At 62.1% G+C, this 23,223-nt stretch carries 17 protein-coding genes and 4 pseudogenes; 6 read left to right on the forward strand and 15 right to left on the reverse strand.

What is annotated here, in order from left to right:
* The first annotated feature begins 117 nt into the window (after positions 1-117).
* The 3 genes from leuA to JOE56_RS09960 are packed head-to-tail and all read left to right on the forward strand — an operon-like array spanning position 118 to position 3,376.
* Positions 118-1,878, forward strand: coding sequence for a 2-isopropylmalate synthase (leuA, locus tag JOE56_RS09950; RefSeq protein WP_102238204.1), 1,761 nt, complete (start codon positions 118-120; stop codon positions 1,876-1,878).
* Positions 1,875-2,603 carry a DNA repair protein RecO gene (gene recO, locus JOE56_RS09955; RefSeq protein WP_204515845.1) on the forward strand — a complete coding sequence of 243 codons (729 nt, stop codon included), beginning with the start codon at positions 1,875-1,877 and terminating at the stop codon, positions 2,601-2,603. Before leuA ends, recO begins: the two co-directional genes overlap by 4 nt.
* A complete protein-coding gene (locus JOE56_RS09960) occupies positions 2,600-3,376 on the forward strand; it encodes an isoprenyl transferase (protein ID WP_204515846.1) in 777 nt (258 codons plus the stop codon). Before recO ends, JOE56_RS09960 begins: the two co-directional genes overlap by 4 nt.
* On the opposite strand, the gene JOE56_RS09965 is transcribed toward JOE56_RS09960, so the two are convergent.
* The 8 genes and pseudogenes from JOE56_RS09965 to JOE56_RS10000 form a co-directional block, all read right to left on the reverse strand.
* Positions 3,373-4,398, reverse strand: coding sequence for an ABC transporter ATP-binding protein (locus tag JOE56_RS09965; protein WP_420867789.1), 1,026 nt, complete (start codon positions 4,396-4,398; stop codon positions 3,373-3,375). The two genes, JOE56_RS09960 and JOE56_RS09965, sit on opposite strands and share 4 nt — an antisense overlap.
* Positions 4,399-4,672: 274 nt before the next feature.
* Positions 4,673-5,014: a VOC family protein gene (locus tag JOE56_RS09970; protein WP_204515847.1), complete on the reverse strand. Its 342-nt coding sequence runs from the start codon at positions 5,012-5,014 to the stop codon at positions 4,673-4,675.
* A gap of 101 nt (positions 5,015-5,115) precedes the next feature.
* Positions 5,116-6,315 (reverse strand): IS110 family RNA-guided transposase, encoded by a 1,200-nt coding sequence (locus JOE56_RS09975; protein WP_204515848.1) that lies wholly within the window; start codon positions 6,313-6,315, stop codon positions 5,116-5,118.
* Positions 6,316-6,616: 301 nt separating this feature from the next.
* Positions 6,617-7,530, reverse strand: a pseudogene (locus JOE56_RS09980) (transposase); the annotation flags it as partial.
* Between the two features lie 819 nt (positions 7,531-8,349).
* Positions 8,350-8,830 (reverse strand): annotated as a pseudogene (locus JOE56_RS11675) (transposase-like zinc-binding domain-containing protein); the annotation flags it as partial.
* A gap of 291 nt (positions 8,831-9,121) precedes the next feature.
* Positions 9,122-9,802, reverse strand: coding sequence for a 4'-phosphopantetheinyl transferase family protein (locus JOE56_RS09990; protein ID WP_102238197.1), 681 nt, complete (start codon positions 9,800-9,802; stop codon positions 9,122-9,124).
* A complete protein-coding gene (locus JOE56_RS09995) occupies positions 9,799-10,044 on the reverse strand; it encodes a phosphopantetheine-binding protein (RefSeq protein WP_035007435.1) in 246 nt (81 codons plus the stop codon). Before JOE56_RS09995 ends, JOE56_RS09990 begins: the two co-directional genes overlap by 4 nt.
* Complete coding sequence (locus tag JOE56_RS10000; RefSeq protein WP_035007433.1) at positions 10,037-11,350, reverse strand: MFS transporter; 1,314 nt, start codon at positions 11,348-11,350, stop codon at positions 10,037-10,039. Before JOE56_RS10000 ends, JOE56_RS09995 begins: the two co-directional genes overlap by 8 nt.
* A 125-nt stretch (positions 11,351-11,475) precedes the next feature.
* Between JOE56_RS10000 and JOE56_RS10005 the strand changes: the two genes are divergently transcribed.
* The gene (locus JOE56_RS10005) at positions 11,476-15,144 is read left to right on the forward strand and encodes an ABC transporter ATP-binding protein (protein WP_102238195.1); all 3,669 of its coding nucleotides are present in this window, start codon (positions 11,476-11,478) and stop codon (positions 15,142-15,144) included.
* A 245-nt stretch (positions 15,145-15,389) separates the two neighbouring features.
* On the opposite strand, the gene JOE56_RS10010 is transcribed toward JOE56_RS10005, so the two are convergent.
* Entirely contained in the window at positions 15,390-16,721 is a 1,332-nt protein-coding gene (locus JOE56_RS10010; RefSeq protein ID WP_204515849.1) for a type I restriction endonuclease subunit R, read from the reverse strand.
* 15 nt (positions 16,722-16,736) lie between these two features.
* Here JOE56_RS10010 and JOE56_RS10015 point away from each other — a divergent pair, with 15 nt between their 5' ends.
* Entirely contained in the window at positions 16,737-17,090 is a 354-nt protein-coding gene (locus tag JOE56_RS10015; protein WP_204515850.1) for a hypothetical protein, read from the forward strand.
* A 140-nt stretch (positions 17,091-17,230) separates the two neighbouring features.
* On the opposite strand, the pseudogene JOE56_RS10020 reads toward JOE56_RS10015, so the two are convergent.
* The 4 genes and pseudogenes from JOE56_RS10020 to JOE56_RS10035 all read right to left on the reverse strand — a co-directional run.
* Positions 17,231-17,584 (reverse strand): annotated as a pseudogene (locus JOE56_RS10020) (type I restriction endonuclease subunit R); the annotation flags it as partial.
* 383 nt (positions 17,585-17,967) lie between these two features.
* A complete protein-coding gene (locus JOE56_RS10025) occupies positions 17,968-19,338 on the reverse strand; it encodes an MFS transporter (RefSeq protein ID WP_102238194.1) in 1,371 nt (456 codons plus the stop codon).
* Entirely contained in the window at positions 19,325-20,179 is an 855-nt protein-coding gene (locus JOE56_RS10030; RefSeq protein WP_204515851.1) for a siderophore-interacting protein, read from the reverse strand. The genes JOE56_RS10025 and JOE56_RS10030 overlap by 14 nt, the downstream gene beginning before the upstream one ends.
* A 203-nt stretch (positions 20,180-20,382) precedes the next feature.
* Positions 20,383-21,042 carry a M20/M25/M40 family metallo-hydrolase gene (locus JOE56_RS10035; RefSeq protein ID WP_239272740.1) on the reverse strand — a complete coding sequence of 220 codons (660 nt, stop codon included), beginning with the start codon at positions 21,040-21,042 and terminating at the stop codon, positions 20,383-20,385.
* Between JOE56_RS10035 and JOE56_RS11355 the strand changes: the two genes are divergently transcribed.
* Positions 20,965-21,189 (forward strand): hypothetical protein, encoded by a 225-nt coding sequence (locus JOE56_RS11355; RefSeq protein WP_239530883.1) that lies wholly within the window; start codon positions 20,965-20,967, stop codon positions 21,187-21,189. The genes JOE56_RS10035 and JOE56_RS11355 overlap by 78 nt on opposite strands.
* 8 nt (positions 21,190-21,197) lie before the next feature.
* Here the strand turns inward: JOE56_RS11355 and JOE56_RS10040 are convergent, their stop codons facing one another.
* Both JOE56_RS10040 and JOE56_RS10045 read right to left on the reverse strand, forming a co-directional pair.
* A complete protein-coding gene (locus tag JOE56_RS10040; protein ID WP_204515852.1) occupies positions 21,198-21,446 on the reverse strand; it encodes a thiamine pyrophosphate-dependent enzyme in 249 nt (82 codons plus the stop codon).
* Positions 21,447-21,824: 378 nt separating this feature from the next.
* Positions 21,825-23,051 (reverse strand): annotated as a pseudogene (locus tag JOE56_RS10045) (IS256 family transposase).
* Positions 23,052-23,223 lie beyond the last annotated feature (172 nt).

Consider the following 23,223-nt stretch of genomic DNA (forward strand, 5'->3'; position numbering starts at 1 on the left):
CGTGCATAATATGGCCCCATGTTCAGTCTCCTCCTTATCAGCCGCGACGAGCTTTCCTAGGCCAAGCCTCGTCGCGGAGTTTGTCATGGCCCCAAACTTCACAACGAGGAGACGCTCATGAACAACCAAAAACCCACCCCCATGCCGTTCCACAAATACAAGTCGTTCTTTGACCGCATTCAGATCGACATGAAGGACCGCACGTGGCCAGATCAGCGGATCACGAAGGCACCTCGGTGGCTCTCAACGGACCTGCGCGACGGTAACCAGGCGCTCATCGACCCCATGACGCCGGAGCGCAAGCGCAAAATGTTCGACTTGTTGGTCAAGCTCGGTTTCAAAGAAATCGAGGTGGGGTTCCCCGCAGCCAGCCAGCACGACTTCGACTTCGTACGCCAGATCATTGAAGAAGACGCAATCCCGGACGACGTGCGGATCTCCGTTCTGACACAAGCACGTGAAGACCTCATCGAACGCACTGTCGAGTCGCTGATAGGAGTTAAGAAACCAACCGTCCACATGTATAACGCGACGGCTCCGGTTTTCCGCAAAGTCGTGTTTGGGTTCAAAGGCAACGGGTACGCCGAAACCACAGACATTGCGGTGCGAGGCACACAGGCCGTGATGAAGTACGCCGAATCGATGCTGGGAGATGCCGACTTTGGCTACCAGTACTCGCCAGAAATTTTTGTCGACACGGAACCCCAGTTCGCGGTGGACATCGTGGGAGCCGTCATGGACCAGTGGGGACCAGACGGTGAACGCGACACTGTGGTGAACCTTCCTGCGACGGTAGAACGCGGAACGCCAAACACGTACGCCGACCAGATCGAATGGTTCTGCCGCAACATCGACAACCGCGACAAGATCGCAATCTCCCTCCACCCGCACAACGACCGCGGAACCGGTGTCGCTGCGGCCGAAATGGGACTCATGGCAGGAGCCGACCGCGTAGAAGGGTGCCTGTTCGGAAACGGTGAGCGCACCGGTAACTTGGACCTGGTCACGGTTGCGATGAACCTGTACACGCAGGGCGTGGACCCTGAACTCGACTTCTCCAACATCGACGAAGTGATCCACACGGTGGAGGAGTGCAACCAGATCGGGGTTCACGAACGCCACCCATACGGCGGAGACCTGGTGTTCACCTCGTTCTCGGGGTCGCACCAGGACGCCATTAACAAGGCGTTCAAAGACCGTGAAAAGAAAGCCCAGGAAGCCGGCATCGCGGTCGACAACATGGAATGGGACATGCCGTACCTGCCGGTGGACCCCAAGGACTTGGGCCGTTCATACGAGGCGGTTATTCGCGTCAACTCGCAGTCGGGCAAGGGTGGAGTCACCTACCTGCTCAAGAGCGAATACGGATTGGATCTGCCACGGAGGATGCAGGTGGAGTTCTCGAAAGTCGTGCAGAACCGCACAGAATCGGGCGGAGAAGTTTCGGCTCGCGACATGTGGCAACTGTTCCGGGATGAATACCTGCCGGCCGAGGCGTCTGAAATGCAGTGGGGTCGTTTCCGTCCGCTGAGCTTTAAGACCGAATCACAGTCCGAAGAGTTCGACTCGCGTTTGACCGAACGCATCGAGCTGGCCTTCTTGGTAGACGGCCAGGAACGTTCCTATGTGGGCCATGGCAACGGTCCTCTTGACGCAACCGTGAACGTGCTCAACGAGCACTTCGGTCTTGACGTCCGCATTCAGGACTACACCGAACACGCGATTGGTGCCGGAGCCGACACCATGGCAGCCGCCTATGTTGAGCTCTCCGTTGGCGACCGTGTGCTGTGGGGTGCTGGAATGCACCCGAACATCACACGAGCATCGATTCGTGCTCTCATTTCCGCCGTCAACCGGGCAGTTCGCGACGACGCGTGAGGTTTTATCGGGATACGGGCATTGTGGTTGGCCACACCAAACTTGGTGAGGCCGACCTCATTGTCTCGATCCTGACGCGCGACCACGGTCTGGTCCGTGCCGTTGCGAAAGGTGTACGTCGCACCAAAAGTCGCTTCGGGTCACGTCTCGACCTGTTTATGATGGTCGACTTCCAAGCCCACATTGGGCGCAACCTCGACATCGTCACGCAAGTAGTACTTGTCGAACCGTTTGGACACGGGATCGTGGGGGACTATGACGTGTTTGCCGCGGCTGCCGCTATGGCCGAAACCGCGGCGAAACTGACCGAAAACGAACCCAATACGCGCGATCAGTACCTGCTGCTGTCAGCAGCGTTACGGTCGTTGTGCAACCGGGAACATCCACCTCGGCTAGCCCTGAATGCCTACCTACTGCGCGCCATGCGCACGGCGGGCTGGGAGCCGGGACTCGATGCATGTGTCAGTTGTGGCGCTCCCGGGCCCCACCGCGCGTTCTCCTTTTCCAGCGGGGGAGTCGTGTGCGTTGCGTGCCGAACTGCGGCCGATGCGAACGCCGGGGAAGACGCGACCGTTCTTTTGCACAACCTGCTCAATGCGAACTGGGCCGACGCGCACCTCGCTCACACACACGCCGTCAACCGTGCGTCTCGGATTGTGTACGACTACGTACAGTGGCACTTGGAACGTCGCGTGAAATCCCTCAACCTTGTGGAGGTCCAATGAGCCAAGCAATCCCGCGCCACCCCAGTGGAGCAACCCCACCGGACATCCCGGCTGACATTCTGCCCACGCATGTGGCAGTGGTGATGGACGGAAATGGTCGCTGGGCCAACGAACGTGGACTTGCTCGAACCGAAGGGCACAAAGCAGGCGAAGCGTCCCTGCTCGACGTGATTTACGGGGCCATGGAAATCGGCGTGAAGTATTTGAGCGCCTACGCTTTTTCCACTGAAAACTGGAAACGGTCCCCAGAAGAAGTCCGCTTCCTCATGGGATTTAACCGCGACGTGATCCGCAGGCGCAAGGAAGAACTTCACGCCGCCGGGGTCCGCATCGTGTGGGCGGGTCGTCGTGGCCGCCTCTGGCGCTCGGTGATTAAAGAACTGGAAGACGCTCAGGAACTCACAAAGAACAACACGGCACTCACCCTCCAGTTCTGTGTGAACTACGGTGGACGAGCGGAACTCGTCGACGCCATGAACGCTGCGGTCGAAGATGCGATTGCCGGCAAGATCAAGCCGGGGAAGCTCACGGAACGTAGCCTGCACAGCAGACTCTACAACCCCGACATTCCTGACGTGGACTTGTTCCTGAGGTCATCGGGGGAGCAGCGCACCTCGAACTTCCTCTTGTGGCAGTCCGCGTATGCGGAAATGGTGTTCCAAAACGTGCTGTGGCCCGACGTCGACCGGCGGACCCTGTGGGACGCGATCCTCGAGTACGCTCAGCGTGACCGGCGTTTCGGCGGGGCCGTGGATAAGCCCCAGAACACTTAGGCGAGGGTGTCCCTCCACGCGCTGTGGAGCTGCGAGAAGCGCCCGCGGGCGTGAATGAGCTCATCGGGTGTACCGTCCTCAACCACCCGACCGGCGTCGATGACTAAGACTCGGTCGGCGATCGCGACCGTGGAGAGACGGTGCGCGATGATGATCGCCGTGCGGTCAGCAAGAACCGATTCGAGCGCTTTTTGCACGAGCCGCTCGGTGGGAATGTCTAGATGCGCTGTGGCCTCATCCAGCACGATCACTCGCGGATCGGCCAGGAACACTCGCGCAAACGACACGAGTTGTCGCTGCCCGGAGCTTAACCGACCGCCACGTTTCTTCACATCGGTGTTGTAACCGTCCGGGAGCCCAGCCACATAGTCGTGAAGGCCCACAGCACGCGCGGCATCTTCCACCTCGGCGTCCGTGGCGTCTGGTTTACCCACGCGAATGTTGTCGGCAATCGATCCAGAAAACAGGTACGACTCCTGCGTCACCATGACGATATTGCGGCGTAGTTCGGCATCGCTGATATCGCGTATATCCACACCGTCGACGCTCACGAACCCCGCCTTGGGGTCGTAAAACCGGGTGATAAGTTTGACCAGAGTGGACTTCCCCGCACCCGTCGCACCCACCAGGGCCACCGTCTGTCCAGCGTCCACAGTGAGATTCATACGAGGAAGAACGGTCGCGCCGTCGGCATACGCGAACTCGACACCGGTCAACTCAATCCGGCGTCCCGAGGTCGTCTCCGGCAGTTCTTTCTCCGAACCCGGTCGGGTGGTCACGGTGGGGGGGGACACGGCGAGGACCGCGGCGACCTTTTCCAACGCGGCCTTGGCCGACTGGTACAGGTTGAAGTTCTGGATCAGTTCATTCAGCGGCCCGTAAAAACGGCGAAGAGACATGAGGAATGCGGTCAGAACGCCCACCTCAGTGTGTCCCTTTATCACCATGAACGTACCCACGAGAATCACGGCGATCTGGCACGCGTTGGTCACCAGACGGGTGAGGCCCGAAAAGGCGGCCACAGTACGCAGAGCGTGCGCATTGGCGTCTCGGTAGCCACTGTCTTCGGTAGTGAGCTTGGCCCTGCCCGCCGGTTGGCGCGCACCGGACGCAACGTCGGTGAAGATCCGTCCGCCCCCTTCCGCTTCGAGCGCGACAGATTGCGCCTTGAGCGACTCCGCTTGTGACGAGGCGGAGACACGGGCGCAGCCGATCCCCGTGGGAACCGTGCGCGTTTGTTACACATCGTCATCGTCGCTCTCAAGGGGGTCCGCACTGCGGACCATTCTCGGCTTGTCAGGCTCGAACCCAGACAGCCAGCTCGTTGCCGCCGGGCTCTCGGAAGTGCATACGTCGTCCGCCTGGGAAGTCGAAGGGTTCGACAGTAATCGTCCCACCCGCGGCTTCGATGTCGGCCCGGACGGTCGTCAGGTCATCTACCTCGAGAACCACCAGCGGCGCTGCGGGTGCCTCGCCCGCATCGCTCTGGAAACCGAGCGTTTGCTCTGCTCCCAACTGCACGTCTGTGTATTGGGGCCCGTACGCCAGATGCTCCAAGGCGAACGCGTCTTTGAAAAACTGGGCGGACGCGTTTGCGTCGTTGGAAGGGAACTCGATCATGGTGAGCCTCGTCGTCATGCCCCTTATGCTATGGGCGGAGTCAGAAGAAGTTCAAGTCCCTTTGTGTGGTGTAACGGTTCATCGGGCTGCTTGTAAGGGGGGTGTCCCTCTGGTGTTTGTCAAGCCGCGGTCGGGGTGCGGGGTTCGTATAGGGTGCTTGTTTTCATCATCGCGTACATGACGTTTAGTCGGCGCCGGGCTAGGCACATGATCGCTGCGTTATGGCGCTTCCCTTCGGCTCTTTTCCGTTCGTAGTACGCCTTTGATACCGGGTCGTGGCAAGACGCAGCCCATGCGGACCGAAATAACGCGTTCTTCAACTTCTTGTTCCCGGCACGGGCAGGGAACTCGCCTCGGATTGACGTCCCGGATCGTCGGGTTACTGGAGCGATTCCGGCATAGGCGGCCAGGTGTCCTGGAGTGGGGAAGGCGGACAGGTCGCCAGCGGCCAGGAGGATTTGCGCTGCGGTCTTGACTCCGACTCCTGGCATCGAGGTCAAGACCGTGGAAAGAGGGAAGTCATCGACCAGCTTTTCTACCTCTTCGGCGACGATGTCCCGTTGATGCTTAAGCTCTTTGATCTGAGCTGCGACCCTCGGGATGATGAGTTCAACAGCGTCAGCACCTGGCACTGTGACGGTCTGCTCTGACAGTGCTGTGAAGACCTGGTCGATGAGCGGGCCGGGGTCTTTGCGGCTGTGGTGACGTGCCCACCGTTTCACTCCGGCTTTGCCTGCAGCTTTGAGTCCGGCGGGACCGTGGTAGCGGATCAAGAGATCCAACACGATCGCACGAGTGAGAACGACACCGGGGAATACACGTTCCAGTGATGGGTAGATCTGGACCAAGAGAGACCGTAGCCGATTGATCGCGCGCGTTGATTCACAAGCGAGGTCTTCATCGAACCCTGAGAGCACCTTCAGTGCTGACAAGACCTCGGAATTACGGTCCACGGCTCGTAGCGTGTGTGGCATTGTCCGGGCGGTATCAGCGATGATGAACACGTCCCTTGCGTCGGTCTTCGACCGTCCCGGATACAGGTCTGCGGCCTTGCGCATTGCCAGTCCGGGCAGGTAGGCGACGTCCGCACCGAGATCACGGGCGACAGCGATTGGCAGTGCCCCGATCGTGTTCGGCTGGTCGACCACAACCAGCACCGGACCGTGCTGCTGCAAATCGGTGATGACCTTCCGTAGCGCGGTCTCATCTTGAGGCAACTCTTGGTCATACACACGTTGCCCCACGGGTGTGAGCGCGCACCCATGATGGGCGGTCTTACCGACATCGAGTCCTAGTGTGATGGAGTATTCGGTTGTCATGACAGGTCCCCCTCGTCCTGTAATACCCGGGTCGCTGATGTCACGACACCCGATGCTGGCACCCACGTTACGAAGAGACCTCGAACAAAGCCGGGCCACGTCCCTATCAGCAGTCAACGCGCGTCCTGGACTCCTGGCGGCAACACCCCCCGGATCATCGATGACAGGGCAAAAAAGCCATACCAGGACCAGCGACCAGATCCTCTGATGAGGACCTACAAATGAATGTAACGGGGTAGGCGGTCAGAGCTGGGAGGTGCTGGTCGGTGATGGTTTCGGTTTCGTTGGTGGGGACGATGTGGAGGCGGCAGCGGGCCAGGACGTCGAGGCTGAGGTAGCGGCATCCTTCGGCCCACTCGTCGGTCTGCTCGGCCAGGACCCCTCCTAGGAGGCGGGTGATGGCGTCGCGGCGGGGAAGATTCCCACGGAGTCGGTGCGGCGGCGGATCTCCTTGTTGAGGCGCTCGTTGGGATTGTTGGGCCAGATCTGGACCCACACGTCCTTGGGGAAGGCGGTAAAGGCCAGCAGGTCGTCTCGTGCCGCGTCCGGGTGCTCGGCGACGGCGTGGAGCTTGTCGCACACGTAGTCCAGCAGTCGGTCGAACTGGGCGTTGACCGCGGCGGCGCCGGGCTGGTCGTACACCAAGTGCAGCATCGCCTTGACGGCGGGCCACAGGCTCTTGGGGGTCACGGCCATGAGGTCGGCGGCTTAGTGGGTGCGACAGCGCTGGCACGAGGCGCCGGGGATGTTGGCGCTGATGGCCTCGACCAGACCGGCGTGAGCGTCACTGGTGACCATCCGCGAGACCTGCGACTTGGACAGGGAGTTGATCCCCAAGGTCTTGACGAGCTTATCCATGCGGCGGGTGGAGACCCCGGCGAGGTAGCAGTCGGCGACCACGGTGATCAGCGCCGCCTCGGAGCTCTTGAGTCGTTCCATGAGCCACTCGGGGAAGTAGGTGCCCTTGCGCAGCTTGGAGACGGCGACATCGATGGTGCCGACGCGAGTGTCCAAAGGGCGGTGACGGTAGCCGTTACGCTGCGCGGTGCGCTCGGGGCTGGGCCTGCCCCACTCGGCGCCGCACACGGCATCAGCGTCCGCCGACAAAAGCGCGTTGATCACCGTCTGCAGCAGGTCACGCATCAGGTCCGGGGACGCCTCAGCCAGGACTTCGCCCAGCAGGCCAGCAGGGTCGAAAATATGAGGAGCGATCATTGTGATGACTCCGTTCGAGAGGGTTGTAGGAGATTCCTCGAAGGATTACACGGTGACCGCGCCGACCTTCACGACGGGACCGACCACCGAGTGGCTACACACCACTATGCGGGACTCCACTGCCACGCCACGCTAGGAATATTCGGCAAAGACGCCCTAAAGAGCAACGGGTACTTCCAGTTTCTTGCTGATGGCCTCGATCTGCCGCTCAAGCAGAGGTGACAGTTTGGTAAGCGACCTTTGCCTACTGGAAGTGAACCAATCAAGCGGCTAAATCGCAGTTCGCGCGCGTTTGTATCCATCGTGGTGTGAAATTTTCGCATAACCGGTCACGATGGATACAAGACCAAGATTTGCGATAGGTACGGCAGATAATGCAGATACCGCTTACGACTAGGGTTTTCTCGAGATTTCAGCGGGATTGATGTGGGCCAGTTACAGCCCTGTTGAGACGATGCGTCGCCGCCCTGACTGGTCACCGAAGTGGGGTGAACCAACCGGGATTTCGCGCGCAACGCTTGTCAGACCACCTTTTCGGCTTGCCGTGGTCCTCACCCTGACCGCCCAGCTCTACCTAGGGGCGGAGTTCCATCTGAACGCCTATTTGACTACAAAGCCCCGTAGTTCCGGCAGCAGGGAGCCATGTGGGAATTTTCGCTTGTCGGGGTGGGTCTCTGGGCGCAGCGCGGCGCCAGCGCCGGGGCTGATTGCCTTCTTGAGGGCTCGTGGAGCCTAGGAGAGCCGATCCGGCGGCTCCCGTACCCGCTTCCACTAGGAGGCGTCAAAAAGTATGGGGTCGAGTCAAAAGGTTCGAGACCCGACAGCGGCCGCTACCCCGCGGCCACCATCGACGACCACCATCTCCGGGGCCGGGAGGCGCTCCAGCAGTGCGGTCCAGGCCGGCTTGGACTCCCGATCGCACCACTGCCAGCCCAGCACGTGCTGGCCGGAGAACGCGATCAGCAAGCACCAGCCCTGCAGGTAGGTGCCGTCGAGCATGACCGTCGGCAAGACCTCGCCGGTGACCGTCGGCTGGGGTACCTCGACGTTCCAGCACCACGCCGTCGATGCACGAAACGAGCGTCCCGTCCCCCCGAGGCTGCACTGGGGCGAAGGGGTTCAGCAACCACCCGACGAAACGGTCGAGCTGGGCACGCCGGGTAACGTCTACGCGGCTGCGTACCGTCGACGCGCCGCATGCTTTGCATCGCCATCTCGTGCGCCCCGCGCTGGTGGTGCCGTTCTTGACCAGCTTGGTGCCACATACACCGCACCGGGGGTGATTCCTCGCAACTTGCACCGAACATGCTCCCAGAGCATGTTCAACCCCGCATCACGCCTAGCCGTCGCACATGAAATCAGTCATTCCATACACACATTCCTGCCTATAACCCCCCACACGTTCATGTACTGAGCCAGTGTCCGGCAGAGATTCCGGTAGAAGCGCGGACCGCCACCGGCGTGGGGATACACGATCACGTGCGCATCGCCGTCACCGTCGACAGCCGGGACATGCTGCAACCATGGGGCAGGTGTGGATGTCTTCAAGGCTAGCCTCTCGTCGCCGGGAATTAGGTAAGCCTAACCTATATCAGGGATTTGAGAAGATGTCCTCGATGTGGGACGCAGGGTCGCGGGACAGCATGACAACCCAGCCAGACGCGAACCCCGGAGCTTGGGATGGTTGGTGGGGTCCGGATTCCTGTAGCCCCTGGAATGCGTGATAGTGACGGTGCAGGTATTGGGCAGGGGGCAGGGCGGGGTGGGAGGGGGTGGTGCCGCGCCGGATGTGGTCGAGGGCCGATCCGAGATCGGTGTAGCCCGCCTTCGTCCAGCACTCGGCCAGCGACCACCGTTCCTGGCGTTCGGCAGCCGTGCCGGGGCCGGTGATGTCGACGGGAATGGCGTGTGTGTTGGTCTCGATGTCGATGGCGACAGGGGCTGTGCCGACGATCGCCGCAACCAGATCGCCGGAGTGGCTCCAGCTGGGCCAGAGTTCGGTTTCACCGACGATTCTTGGGCGTCCGTGCGGTCCGCCGCACTCGGAGCATGTTTGCTGGAAGCAGCACGTGTCAGGATCGCGTCCGCGTAGGCGTCCCCACAGGATTGCGGTCAGGACGCGAGCAACCAAGAAGCCGTCCCGATCGCGTCGGTGTCGAAATCGCCTCCATCGTTTCAACGCGTGGGGTTCAAGCCAGAGTTCAGCATCGAGGGTGCCGAGGGTTGCACTGGAACATACGGCAGCGAGGGTACTTGGTGCATTGCGGGTCATGTCGTCTTGGAGGCTCCTTGGAGCGCATCCCAGAAGCCGGCGGGAGTGGGTTCGTCGAGCAGTGCCATGGGGTCCACCGTCGCTCCTGCCTGCGCCCAGCGATCGGTGAGGTGCATGAGTCGGATCGAGTCCAGGCCGGCCGTGAACAGGTCATCGTCAGCGGCGAGCGGCTCGTTCGGAGAGCCGAGCGTTTCTCGGATCTGGTCGATGAGCTGGTCCAGACTTGTTGGAATGTCATCCATTGCTGTTCTCCGATTCGGGAATGGCTCCGGCTGTCGCCAGTGCTTCGGCGCGCTGTATGACCGGTCGGGCCAGGAGTGTCGCGATCGCGATACCGGCGGCGCTGACGGCTGTGGCGCCGATGGCCACCACGGTGAAACCGAGCACCCCCGCCAGAGCGATTCCCAAGCCGCCGCCGATGACCATGACGATCTGAATGAGCGTCGAGAACGCGGTGAAGTCCGTGCCCGAACTCTCGGGCCGCGTCAGATCCATCGCGATCGTGTAGAGGAAAGCGCCGGTTGCGGCGAAGGAGGCATTGGAGATGGCGGTGACGAACGCCGCAACGGCAATCGAGGTCGGAGTCAGCGTCAGCCAGATCGTTACTGCGGTACCGATGACCTGCGCGATGCCCAGCAGGACCATCGAGCGCTGACGGCCGACGCGGCTGATGAGCCAGCCGGCAGCCACGCCGGCGAGCACCCCGGCAGTGCCGCCGCCGATGACCACAATGGTTCCGATGCGGGCCTCGCTCCACCCGGCGTCGGTGAGCAAGGGCCGGATGACGTTGTAGGTGATCACGCCACCCACGACGTACAGCGGTAGTACGGCGAAGGTCCACCGAACGACGCCGGGCTGGCGGAAGAACGACAGGACCTGTCGGGTCGAGACATGGGGCGTCGGAAGGTGGTCGGTGGTCTCCGATTCACGCCACCGCGCAACAAGGATCAGCGGCAGGCCACTGAAGACGGCCAACGTCACCATGGCGGCGCTCCAACTCACGCTGCCCGAGATCAGCAGCAGCAGGCCGCCGCCGACAATCTGTGCGAAGGAGGCCCCTGCCGATTGGATTCCGTTGCCGATGCCGCGATCCTGTGGGTCTAGCAGCCGGGTTGTGGCGGCATCCGTGGCGACATCCTGTGTGCCGGCGAACAGGAAGATCAACGCGAAGACAATCATGATCGACGCGAAGTGTCGGCCCGGGTCGAGGGCTGCGAGTGCCAGGGCGCCGATCGTCAGGGCCGATTGACACGCGATGATCCACCCGCGGTAGTGCCCCAGGCTGCGTGACCCGACTCGGTCGACCAACGGCGCCCAGACGAATTTCAGCACAAGGATCATCGCGACGCCGGTGGCGGCGCCGATGAGTTCGAGGGAGACACCCGCGTTCTGCGCTGCGATCAGGAAGGTGTAGTTGAACGCTGCGAGTGACAGGTTCTGCGTGCTGTAGAGACTCGCGATCAGTGCGAGTCGTGAGCCGCGAGCCATGGTTTGTGATCTCGTGCGGGAGGATCCCGCGGGATCCTGCAGGGCAGTGTTGTCGGCCATCGATTGGTCTCCTGTCGGGCAAGCGCTACGCCGGATCGGGCAGTGGCGACAACCCTAGGCGATATGGTTAGGTAAGGCAAACCTAAAGTTATGTCCGTCCAGCCCGGAGAACGAAGAGGAGTCCCATGCCTGATCACGTGCAAGCAAGCGGGCAGCAGCGCATCGCCCACACGATTGGCCGACGCAAGGGTGCCCTGATCGCCAGTGCGATCCTGGCCATCGTCGGAGCATTGCTGGGGCTGGCGCCGTATCTGATCGTCCACCTCGTGGCGACCGAACTCTTCCTGAGCGACGAACCGGATCGTTTCGCGTTGATCACGCTCGCGGTCTGGGCAGCGCTGGCGGTCATCGCCAAGGTGGTGTTCAAGGCACTGGCCAATGCTGTGTCGCACAACGCCGCCTACCGGATCCTCGCTGATCTCCGCGTCGCGCTGGCCGAGCGGTTGGCCCGCATGCCGCTGGGCCGCGTTCGCGCTCGAAGCGCTGGTCACCTCAAGAAGGTTCTGCAGGACGATGTGGAACAACTGGAGCTCGGCCTGTCGCATGCCATCCCCGACATCGCCGCGGCGATCGCGGTGCCGGTGGCAAGCATCATCGTCATGTTCATCATGGGCTGGCAGGTCGGTGTGGCGGCTGTTCTCGTGGTCGTGCTGGCTGTTGCGCTGATCGTTTGGGGAGTCAACCGTTCTGCTGGGTTCGCCGAGCAGGAATCGACGATCAAAGCCGACCTCAACACCAGCGTCATTTCGTATTTGCGCGGAATGCGCGTCCTGCGCGGCTTCCTGGCGGGGCGGGCCGGCCACGGTGCCACCGATGCCGCTATAGCGGCGACCGCAGATATCGAGAACCGGAAGGAGGCCCGGGGCAAGTGGCAGGCTGTGGCCAGCACGGCGCTGTCGTCGAGTCCGGTTCTACTCATCCTGCCCGTCGGATTGTGGTGTACCGCGCAGGGCATCATCAGCCCGGCGACGCTGGTGTTCTTCCTGCTGGTGGGTACTGGCTTCGCGCAACCACTTATGGGTCTGCTGATCAGCCTCGCGGTCCTGCAGTATCAGGTCGAGGCCGGGTTGAAGAACATCGCCGAGATCCTTGACGAACCCGATCTGCCGGTGCCGAACGAAGCCCATGAGCCGGAGGGGTTCGCTCTGGAGTTGCGCAATGTGTGGTTCCGGTACGACGACGATGAGCCCGATGTGCTCTCCGATGTGAACCTGGACATCCCGGAGAACACCTCGTTGGCAATCGTCGGCCCCTCTGGGGGCGGCAAGTCGACGCTGCTCGGCCTGCTGGCTCGGTTCCACGATGTCTCCGAGGGCTCCGTGCGCCTTGGTGGTGTCGACGTGCGTGATCTCGACCCGGTCGAGCTGATGCGGCGCGTCGCCTACGTCCAGCAGGACGACTACCTGTTCGCCGACACCATCATGGAGAACATCCGCATGGCTCGCCCCGGGGCCAGTGACGATGAGGTGATCGCCGCGGCCGACCGGGCGCGCGTAAGCCAGTTCGTCGCCGAACTGCCCGAGGGCTGGCACACCGTCCTGCCCGCCGGTGGTGGTCAGCTCTCGGGCGGACAGCGTCAGCGGCTCTCGGTGGCCCGGGCCCTGCTCAAGGGTGCCAAGATCGTGCTGCTCGACGAAGCGACTGCTTTTCTGGATGCGGAGAGCGAATCGGCTGTGAACGAAGCCCTTGCCGAGCTCCGCGCCAGCGCCACGATGATCACGGTCGCCCACCGGCTGGGCACCATAGCCAGCCATGACCGTATCGCCTACCTCGCCGAGGGGTGCATCGTGCATTGCGCCCCCCACGACGAGATGATGCAGGACTGCCCAGACTATGCCGAACTCTGGTCGGACTACCTGGATGCCCAGGGCTGGCAGTTGACCGGTGGCGCGGGCGAAACCGGCATCCACGCTGACCGTTCCGAGCGCTCGAGCGATGCGTCCGACATCGACAGGTCGGCGAACCGTGACCGAGAACTCGGTGAGACGCCTCGTGTCCATGGTCTGGGCTCCATGAATCCGGTACGGCAGTGGCTGGCGATGCTCGGCCACCAACGCCGCGACCTGTGGCGTGGTGGGCTCTGGCTCATCATCGCCGACGGCATGCTCACCAGCGCACCCATCGTGGTCGTGGTGCTGGCCCTGCTCGATGTGCTCGGTGGTGAGCCCTCCGCGGGGGCCTGGTGGCGTCATGGCCTGATGTTGCTGGGGATCTTTCTGCTGCGATGGTTCATCGGCGTTGGGCTGGCCAGCACCTGGTGGCCGAAGGCCAATCGGGCCTGGATGCAGTTGCGTCGCTCGGTGCTGGGACATCTGCGTCGCATTCCGTTGGGTGAATACGACCGCCTCGACGTCGGGCGGACAGCGACGCTCGTCGTGTCTGACCTGCCGCTGGTCGACTTCATCAATCTGCCGGCGAAGATCATCGTGGGCCTGCTGCAGCCGCTGCTGGCAGCCGTGGTCCTGTTCATCTTCGATTGGCGTCTTGCCGTGGCTGCACTCGTGGGCGTGCCAGTGTTCGGGGTCCTGCTCTGGGTCTCCGATCGAGTCGAAAAGAATGTGCTCACACGTGTGATGCAAGTGCGTTCGCGCGCCAGTGGCGACCTCCTCGAGTTCGTGCAGGGCACCGCTGTGATCCGAGCCAATCCCGACGCGCCCCAAGCGGGTCGTTATCGCGCCACCGTCGAGGAGCTGCGTCGCCGAAGCGTCGCCATGGCCGTGCGTACCAGCCCGCTCACATCGCTGGCGTCGGCCGTGCTGGAGTTGGGATTCGCTGCGCTGATCTGGGTGGTGTGCCTGCGGCATCTCGATGGGGGATTGCCCCAGCAAATCGCGCTGCTGATGCTCGTGGTCTCGTTGAGTCTCTACCGGCCCTACCAGGAAATGTTGGAGCTCTCGAGCTACCGACACCTGCAGGGGCGCATCGCCGAGCACATCGGCGAGCTGTGGGACATCGAGCCGCTACCTGAGGGCCACCTCGAAGCTCCCGTGCACGCCGAGAACGGCGTGCCGGTGGAATTGCGTGATGTCGGCTTCTCCTATCGCGACGGTCACCGGGTGCTCGACGGCGCCAGCATGATTGCTCGACCCGACACCGTCACTGCGCTCGTGGGCCCGTCGGGTTCCGGCAAGTCCACCGTCGCCAACCTCGTCGCCCGTTTCTGGGACGTCGACGATGGATCGGTACGGTTCGGTGACACCGATGTGCGGGACTTGACCTCGGCAGGGCTGGCTGCCCAAGTGACAACCGTGTACCAGGACGTCTACCTGTTTCCCGCGACCGTGCGCGACAACCTCACAATGGGGACAGCCATCAGCGATGACAACCTGTGGCATGCTCTCGAACTTGCCCAAGCACATGATTTCGTTGCCGCCATGCCCGGCGGACTCGACGCGATGATCGACGAGGCCGGTGGAAACCTCTCCGGTGGCCAGCGTCAGCGGCTCTCCATCGCTCGTGCCCTTGTCAAGGACGCCCCGGTCCTACTGCTCGATGAGGCCGTCGCGTCGGTTGATCCCCGGACAGAGGTGCGCATCCAGCGAGCCATCTCCTCGCTAGTCGCCGGCCGCACGGTGATGATCATTGCCCACCGGCTGAACACCATTCGCTCCAGCGAATGCATTGTCGTGCTCAGCGAACATGGCGTGGAAACAACGGGCACCCACGAACAACTCCTGAGCAGCAGCCCCACCTACCAACGGCTGTGGCGTGCCCACGAGTTTGCCACGGCCTCGGCCGGTGTGGTTTCAACGCCTGCTTTTCCAGTCGGAGATCCAGGGAAAGACCCGCGTTGACGTGGTCCACGGAATGGCCAGCTGGCCTGGATGCCAAAGACTCGCACAACTGGTCACGATGGATACAAGACCCCAGTGCGGAGTGGTGCTATCCGATAGCGCCGAGACCGGCTATGAACTGGGAATTCGTACCGTCGCCGTCGTTTGGAGATTAGGCTGCTTAACCGTTGAGTGTCCGGCACGCCGCTACCCCGGCTGTCTTCCGTAGAGGGGTGAACCAGTCGGGATTTCGCGCGCAGCAATTGCTACTCCTGGTCGACGTCATCCTCTTCATCGTCTTGAGGCTGTGTATCCTTCTCAGCCTGGTGGCGAAGCTCCCAGTAAACAAGGTCGGAGATCTCTTTAATGATCTGGCCCTTACGATGAGCGCTTTCGAAGAACTTCTCCATGATGTTTTGCTGGGAGTCCTGGTGATCGAGCACCGCATTCGTGACGGCAGTTTCGATCGTCTGCGACTCACGAAACTGCTCCTTGGTGTTTGCGTTGACCTGATCCTTAATCTCTTCATTCTGAACCAGAATCGTGACGACGCCCTGTCCCCAAGACTCCACTGAACCAGGGTCAAACTCTTCGTCCTCAAACAGGGAATTGATGTTGTTCAGGGTTTCTTCCCAGGCCACCAGGTGCGGGTCGCGCGAACGTCCACCGCCAACTCCCATCGGGTTGAGCTTCTCGCCGTCGCCGCCGAGTGAAATAGCTCCTTCGCTCTGGCGCGTCTGCTTGATGAGGGTGAGCTCGATGTTGTTAAAGTCCAGCTCTTCTGGAGTCTTGCGACCAGTAAGTCGCGGTCGTAGTAGCCGGAGGAACAGGGCGAGGTTCTCGAGGTCGGTGTCCTGATAGTCGACAACCTGAGACAGGAAATCGTAGAGGCGCACGAATGAGCCAACGTCCTTGCGGAAGAGGTCAAGCTCGTCAATCTCGGCCTTTGTGTTGTCGGCCAAGGCTGCGACGTAGTGGTCATTGAACCGATCAGCGGCTTGCTTCAGCGGTGCAGTGTGCTTACCGTGCTTCTTCTCGATGATGAATGCCTGCGCGAAGGCATCCACGTCATCCTTCGTATAGATCCCGGCAATTTCAAGCTTCCGCGCAAGGTCATGCACGAGGTCTGGGTCGGTAGTTTCAATGATTTCGGCAGTGCGGTAGTACGGCAGGAGTGCGTCGAGGATCGTGTCCGTGTCGTTGACGAAGTCAAGAATGTACATGTTGTCTTTACCCCTCGACGGCAGGGTACGGTTCAGACGGGAAAGCGTCTGGACCGCTTCGATCCCGTCAAGGCGTTTGTCCACGTACATCGCGAACAGCAACGGCTGATCAAAGCCCGTCTGGTACTTGTTGGCAACAATCAGAACCTGGAACTGATCGCCCGCGAACGCCTGTGGAATCCCGCGCCCGCGCAGGTCAGGGTTCATGTTCGTTTCTGTATATGGCTCCTGCACTCCGGGCACGAAATCATCAATCTGCTCAGCGGTTAAGCTTCCGGAGAGCGCCACCAAGGTTCCCAATGGGTAATTGTGTTTCTCAACATAAGCATCGATTGCCATCTTGTACTTCAGCGCAGCGGCTCGGCTCGAGGTCACCACCATCGCCTTAGCGTGTCCATCGAGGAGCTCAGCAACATTCTCGCGGAAATGCTCGACGATGATCTGAACCTTCTGAACAATGTTTGCCGGATGCAGACTCACCCACCGCATGAGGCTCTCTTTCGCGGTGCCCTCATCGACGAGATCTTCACCACCAACAGCACCACCAGCTCTCTGAGCGAGCTGGAAAGCCGTCTCATAAGTCGTGTAGTTACGCAGCACATCAAGGATAAAACCCTCCTCGATGGCCTGCTGCATCGTGTACACGTGGAAAGGCTGTGGCAACCCATCCGCACCAGGGCGCCAAACATCTCCAACGACTTGCCCTTCGGCGTAGCAGTAAATGCATGGAGCGAGATGTTCTGAGCTGTCGCCCGCGCTGCCATCTCACCGGCAAGCACGTCCTCGACGCTTACCTCGCCACCGCCCTCGAGGGCTTCGACCTCTGCTTGTGAAAGAACCTGTCGCAGCTTCTGAGCACTTGTACCGGTCTGAGATGAGTGCGCCTAGTGCGCGATTACCGCAAACTTGCGATCCGTGAGCCCACCCTGCTGCGCAAGCGCCTCAAGCACTAACGGGAAAGTCTGGAACGTGACGATGATGATGAGCTTGCCGCTACTCAGTTCCTTGGCTAACAGGTCCGATTTTGAGGTAGCTGACGCTTTACAAACCTCGTCAGCGTTAATCGTTTCGACCAAACCCCTCGTGCCCTCAATTGCCTTGATTGCCTTCTGAAGCTGGTCATCGAGCACGGTACGATCTGTCACGACAATCACCGAATCAAAAGTCTTCGAAATATCGGCGTTGTGGAGGTTCGCCAGCCCGTGAGCCAGCCACGCGATCGAGTTCGTTTTTCCTGATCCTGCAGAGTGCTAGATCAGGTACTTACTACCCGCCCCCCTCAGCGCTCGTGGTCTCGAGCAAACTAGTGACGGCCTCCCACTGGTGGAAGCGCGGGAAGATGATCTGCCTACTACGCGAGCGAACACCAGTGATTGGATCGACCTTCTCAGTGATCTGCAGGAGTATCACTAGGACTGGCTCACCGGACCCAATCCGGGCTACGGCTTTGCCGGCGGGACCTATCCGTCTTCCACGCTGACGGATGAGGACCACATCGAGGCGATCCGCGACTTCCTCGCCGAGATCGACCCGGAGACCGGTTACCTCTCAGACGACTGAAGCCTCGGCCGGCACGACTTGGCCCTGCACCCCGCCGACGGAACACGCGCAAGCGCCGGGTTCAGCGTTCACGTTCCTTCCGGTCAGGTGCAGTCGCGCTGAGAGCGGTGCTGACGACCGATTCGGGCCCCGCAGCGGCCGACTCGACCGGCAGCACGGCGCGACCGGCGCCGTGGTTGAGCGTCTGCGTCCGGTATCGCCGCTGGTGCCACACGGTCAGTGCCGCGCCGATGGCGTAGAGGATGCTCGAACCGACGAACACCGACACGTAGCCCAGCTGGCCGGCCACAGACAGGGAGACCGCGCCAGCGCCGAAGGACACGAGCATGGCGAACGAGGCGAGCGTGGTGTAGTCCGACCCAGCGCTGCCCGGACGCGAGTAGTCCATGTTGATCGAGTACACGATGATGGAGCCGGCGGTGTAGCCGAGGAAGAACACGATCGTCACCGCGACGATGTAGACCGTGGATGCTACACCCGAGATGACGGGGAGGAACGCGACCATTCCGATAACCGCCAGTGCACAGCCGACCAGCAGGACGCGCTCCCTGCCGAAGCGCTGGATCAGCACCCCTGTGCCGAGGGCGGCAGCTGTCCCGCAGACACCAGCGAGCAGCGTAGTCAGGGTGGCTGTCTCTTCGGCGCTCCAACCTTGGTCGATGAGGCTCGGGGTGATGAGACTGTAGCCTGCAGTGAGGCCCATCCACGTTATCGGCACCACAAGCAGCATCCAGATCCCCGCGCCCCGCTGGCGCACCACCGTCCAGATGGTGTTCACCGAGATCCGCGCGGCCCACGCCTCGGCGCTGGCTGGGGGTTCAGGGCTCACGGCGATCAGCAGCGTCGGCAGGAGGGTGAGCACAGCAAGAGTCGCGAGGGCGGCGAACCAGCCGGCCCACCCGTAGATCACGGTCGTGAGTCCGCCTCCGACGATGAGGCCGATGTAGCTCCCGGCAACCTGGACGCCGTTGGCGAATCCGCGTTCATCACTGCGGATCGAAGAGATCGCCAAGGCATCGGCCGCTACGTCCTGCGTCGCCGAGAGGAGGATGTAGACGGCGGCCAGCAGCAGGAAGACCCCGAACTGTGCGCGCACATCCGGCAGGCAGGCGATGACCGCAAGGACGCAGGCGAGAAGCGGCTGAAGAACGAGCAGCCAGCTGCGGTAGTGGCCCCCGGCCCGGTTGCGGCCGAATCGGTCGACCACTGGTGCCCACAGGAACTTCACCGCCCAGAGCATCCCCAGGGCACTCACGGCTGCCATCGATTCGAGTGCGACCCCTTTCTCGCGGAGGATAGCCGTAGCGCCGGTCATGAGGAACCCGATGCCGAAGTACTGGGAGGCATACAGCGCAAGAAGCAGCAGGAAGCGCCGTTCGCTGAGCCGGGTTTTCGAGGATCCGTTGCGGATTCGTGTGTCAGAGGCGCGCACGACCAACCTTCCAGAAGCCCGAGCTCATCACCTGACGGCGGGGGACATCGCATTCCTTGACCAGGAAGCGCCGTCCGAGCGCGGCAGTCTTGGCCTCGGCACACACCCATCCGTAGTCAATCCTGCCCAACTGCTGCTGGCCGAGTTCAGCGGCGAGCGCAGAACCGGGGTCGTCTCCACCGCGGCACACGACGGCGATGCCGGCTTCGCGCGTACCCGGCAGGACATGGTCCTCGCTCGGCACCTCGACGATCGCACTGAAGCGTAGCTCGGGGTCCGATTTGTGAGCGGAGAGGATTTCGAGCACACCGGGAAGACCGGTCTCATCGGCGATCAGCACGTGGTGCCCGACATCGGGAGCACTGCCGTAAGGCGCGGTCTGAAAGCGCAGGCCGACCGGATCGCCAGGTTTCACCCGTGTGATCCAGCGGGCGCCGGGACCGTCGTGTCCGCGGCTGACGATGTCGATGTCGATCTCAGCGAGCGCCGCGCGATGTTCGCGCACTGTGTACCACCGCAGATCGGGGCGGGAGGCCTCCGGAATGCGCGAGAGAGTCGATCGTGGGTTGAGACCTGCGTAGTCGGGCATCTGGAGGCCCTGCCCGGACGGCGGCATGAAGAGACCCACATACTCATCCGGACCCATCAGCGCCACGTCTGAGATCTCCGGGGCTGTGATCGTGACGCGGCGGAACGCCGGCGTCAGGTCGGTGACGGCGGTGACGCGAGCGGAGAACTGGGGGCAGTGGTCGCGCTCCGGTGGCAGCGCCATGGACCGCGAGTAGACCGCACGGATCGTCGACTTCGCGGTGCTCTCAAGCAGATTGCCTCGTTTGGACATGTAAGCCTTTCTTAGGTTAGCTTAACCTTAAGAGGGATCGTACACCGGAACCCACGGCGATGTCGACGCGACCGCGAGCAGCTTCTGGCGCTGCCTGGACAAACGGAATCCCGGAGGCCAGCAGCCTCCGGAAGAAGCAGGAAGCGGCGAGGATGCACCTCGCCGCTTCCGCATGTCGTTCTGTTCGAGCCCCTATGCCAGCATTAGCCGTTCCCGGCCTCGGCCACCACCGCGGGATCTGTCACGATCCGTCGCAGCACCTCGGTGAGGTGGTCGAGACCGGCGAGCAGGTCGTCGTCCTTGGTGAACTCGTTGAGGTTGTGCGAGACGCCTTCGAAACTCGGCACGAACAGCATCACCGTCAGCACAAGGTCCTTCATGTTCGTCGAATCGTGACCGGCCACGGTCAGCACCTCGCCATGGGACAGGCCGAATGCCTTGGCGACGGAACGCGGTGCCCTCCGGCTGGTAGGGGTTCTGGTCCCAGGCGTGCTCGTGGACGATGTCGATCTCGACAGCGACGGTCTCCTCCACCTCGGCGATGCTCGTCCGCAGCTTCGCAGCCGCGCTGTCGATGACCTCCATGCTCGGTGAACGCAGGTCGAGCAGGATGCGGGCCTCGCTGGCGACGACCGGGGAGTTCGGGTAGACGGCGATCTCACCGACCGCGGAATGCAGAACGCCCTCTTCGTAGTCGTCGACGAGCTCGCGGGCGGCAACGATGAGCGTGGCCGCCCCGAGCAGCGCGTGACGCCGTCCTCGTCCATGTTGCGGCCCTGCTCGACGTGGATCTCGGCATACGCGGCCAGGTCGAGTTCGACCGGCCCGAACTGGTTGCCGATCTCATCGCGGACGACCTTCATCCCGTGGCGCTGCAGGAGCTCTGCGAACCAGCGGCGCTGCTGGCCGTCGGGCTCGGTGGCCTCCTGCCGGTCGACCCCGTGGGTGCCGGGCACCGCACCGAAAGTGCAGTGGACGTTCCAGTCGGCGAGGAATGCCTCAGCCTGTGACGTGTGTGTCATGGTCGGTCTCCGTTCATTACCCCGGCCGGCACCTCCGGGGAGGGGGCGCGCAGCGTCGGGTCGGTGATGACGTGCAGCAGTGCACCGGTCGGGCTCATCAATGCCCGTTCGACAGTGTCGACGATCTCATCGGTCGAGCGCACGGTTTCGCCGTGCAGACCGTAGGACTGCGCCATGAGCGCGAAGTCCGGGTTCGTCAGTAGTTCGCGCGCGTTTGTATCCAGCGTTGCATGAAAGTTTCGCACAAGTGGTCACGATGGATACAAGACCCCAGTGCGGAGCAGGGCCATCGAACAGCTTCGATACCGGCGATGAACTGGGATTTCCGGCTGCCGCGGACGTTTGGAGATTAGCCTGCTGTACCGCTGAGTATCTGGCACGTCACTACCCGGATGGCGTCCGTAGAGGGGGTGAACCAGTCGGGATCTCGCGCGCAAGAATAGACGCGGGGTCTCGACAAATGATGCGGGTAGCACCTCTACCTGTAGACGATACCGCTTGCTATTCGTTCTTGCAGGTGGGCCGACGACCATCTGCACTCCTAGTCAACTACAAAGCTTTTAGCAAGTTGGGGGTCAAGTCCCTTGTAGTGGTGTAACGGTGTTTTCCTCTCGTTTGGGGTTTTAGCCTGCGAGTGCGGGCATGTCGGCATCGGTCGTGGTTGTGGGTGTGGTGATCAGGTTGAGGCGGCTCTTGGCGAGGACTTCCAGGCCGAGGTAGCGGCGGCCTTCTGCCCATTCATCGGTTTGCTCGGCCAGGACGGCGCCGACGAGCCGGACAATCGCTTCCCGGTTTGGGAAGATCCCAACCGCATCGGTGCGGCGCCGGATCTCGCGGTTCAGCCGTTCGGTGGGGTTGTTCGACCAGATCTGCTGCCAGACCTCGGTCGGGAAGCTGGTGAACGCGAGAATGTCAGCGCGGGCGGCATCGAGGTGGTCTGCGACGTCGGGGAGTTTCTCGGCGGTGTAGTCCAGCAGCCGGTCGAACTGGACGTGAACAGCATCGGCGTCAGGCTGGTCATAGACGGAGTGGAGCATGGCCTTGACCGCCGGCCACAAGCTCTTGGGAGTGATGCTCATCAGGTTCGCGGCGTAGTGAGTGCGGCAACGCTGCCAGACGGCACCGGGCAGGTTCGCCGCGATCGCTTCCACGAGGCCTTGGTGGGCGTCGGAGGTGACCAGCCGGACCCCGGACAGTCCTCGGGCGACCAGATCGGCGAAAAACTCGTTCCAGGCCGGGCCGGTCTCGCTCGTGGCGACCCGCATCCCTAAGACTTCGCGATGCCCGTCGGCGTTGACCCCGGTCGCGAGCATGACGACCGCGTTGACCACACGACCTCCCTCGCGAATTTTCATCGTCAACGCGTCGGCGGTCACGAACGTGAACGGCCCAGCATCGCCTAGTGGACGGTGTCGAAACTCGGCGACGTGCTCGTCCAACTCGGCGGCCATGCGAGAGACCTGGGACTTCGACAGCCGGTCGATTCCCAACGTCTTGACCAACTTGTCCATCCGGCGAGTACTGACTCCAGCGAGATAGCAGTCGGCAACAACAGTGATCAATGCGGACTCGGCGCGCTTGCGACGCTCCAGCAGCCACTCAGGGAAATAGGTGCCCTGGCGTAGTTTCGGGACCGCGATGTCCAAGGTCCCAACACGGGTATCGAGAGGCCGGTGGCGGTAGCCGTTGCGCTGGGCACGTCGGTCAGGATCTGGGCGGCCGTACTCGGCACCTGCAACCGCATCAGCATCCGCAGACAGCAACTCGTTGATCACAGTCTGCAACAGGTGACGCCTCGGCAAGCAGTTCGCCAAGCAGCCCGGCAGGGCGACAATATGGGTAGCGGTCATCGTGTGGCCTTTCGCGAGTGAGTTGTAGGGGACGAAACTCGAGGACCACGCGGTGACCGCCCTGCTGTCCAGCACGACCACCCCGCTACACCACTATGAGGGACTCAACTCCCTTGGTGATTAGTAGCGCCCTCGCTCATCAGCGAGATGCTGTTCGCAAATGATCCCACTA

This window comes from Brevibacterium paucivorans (assembly GCF_016907735.1).
Taxonomy (GTDB): Bacteria; Actinomycetota; Actinomycetes; order Actinomycetales; family Brevibacteriaceae; genus Brevibacterium; species Brevibacterium paucivorans.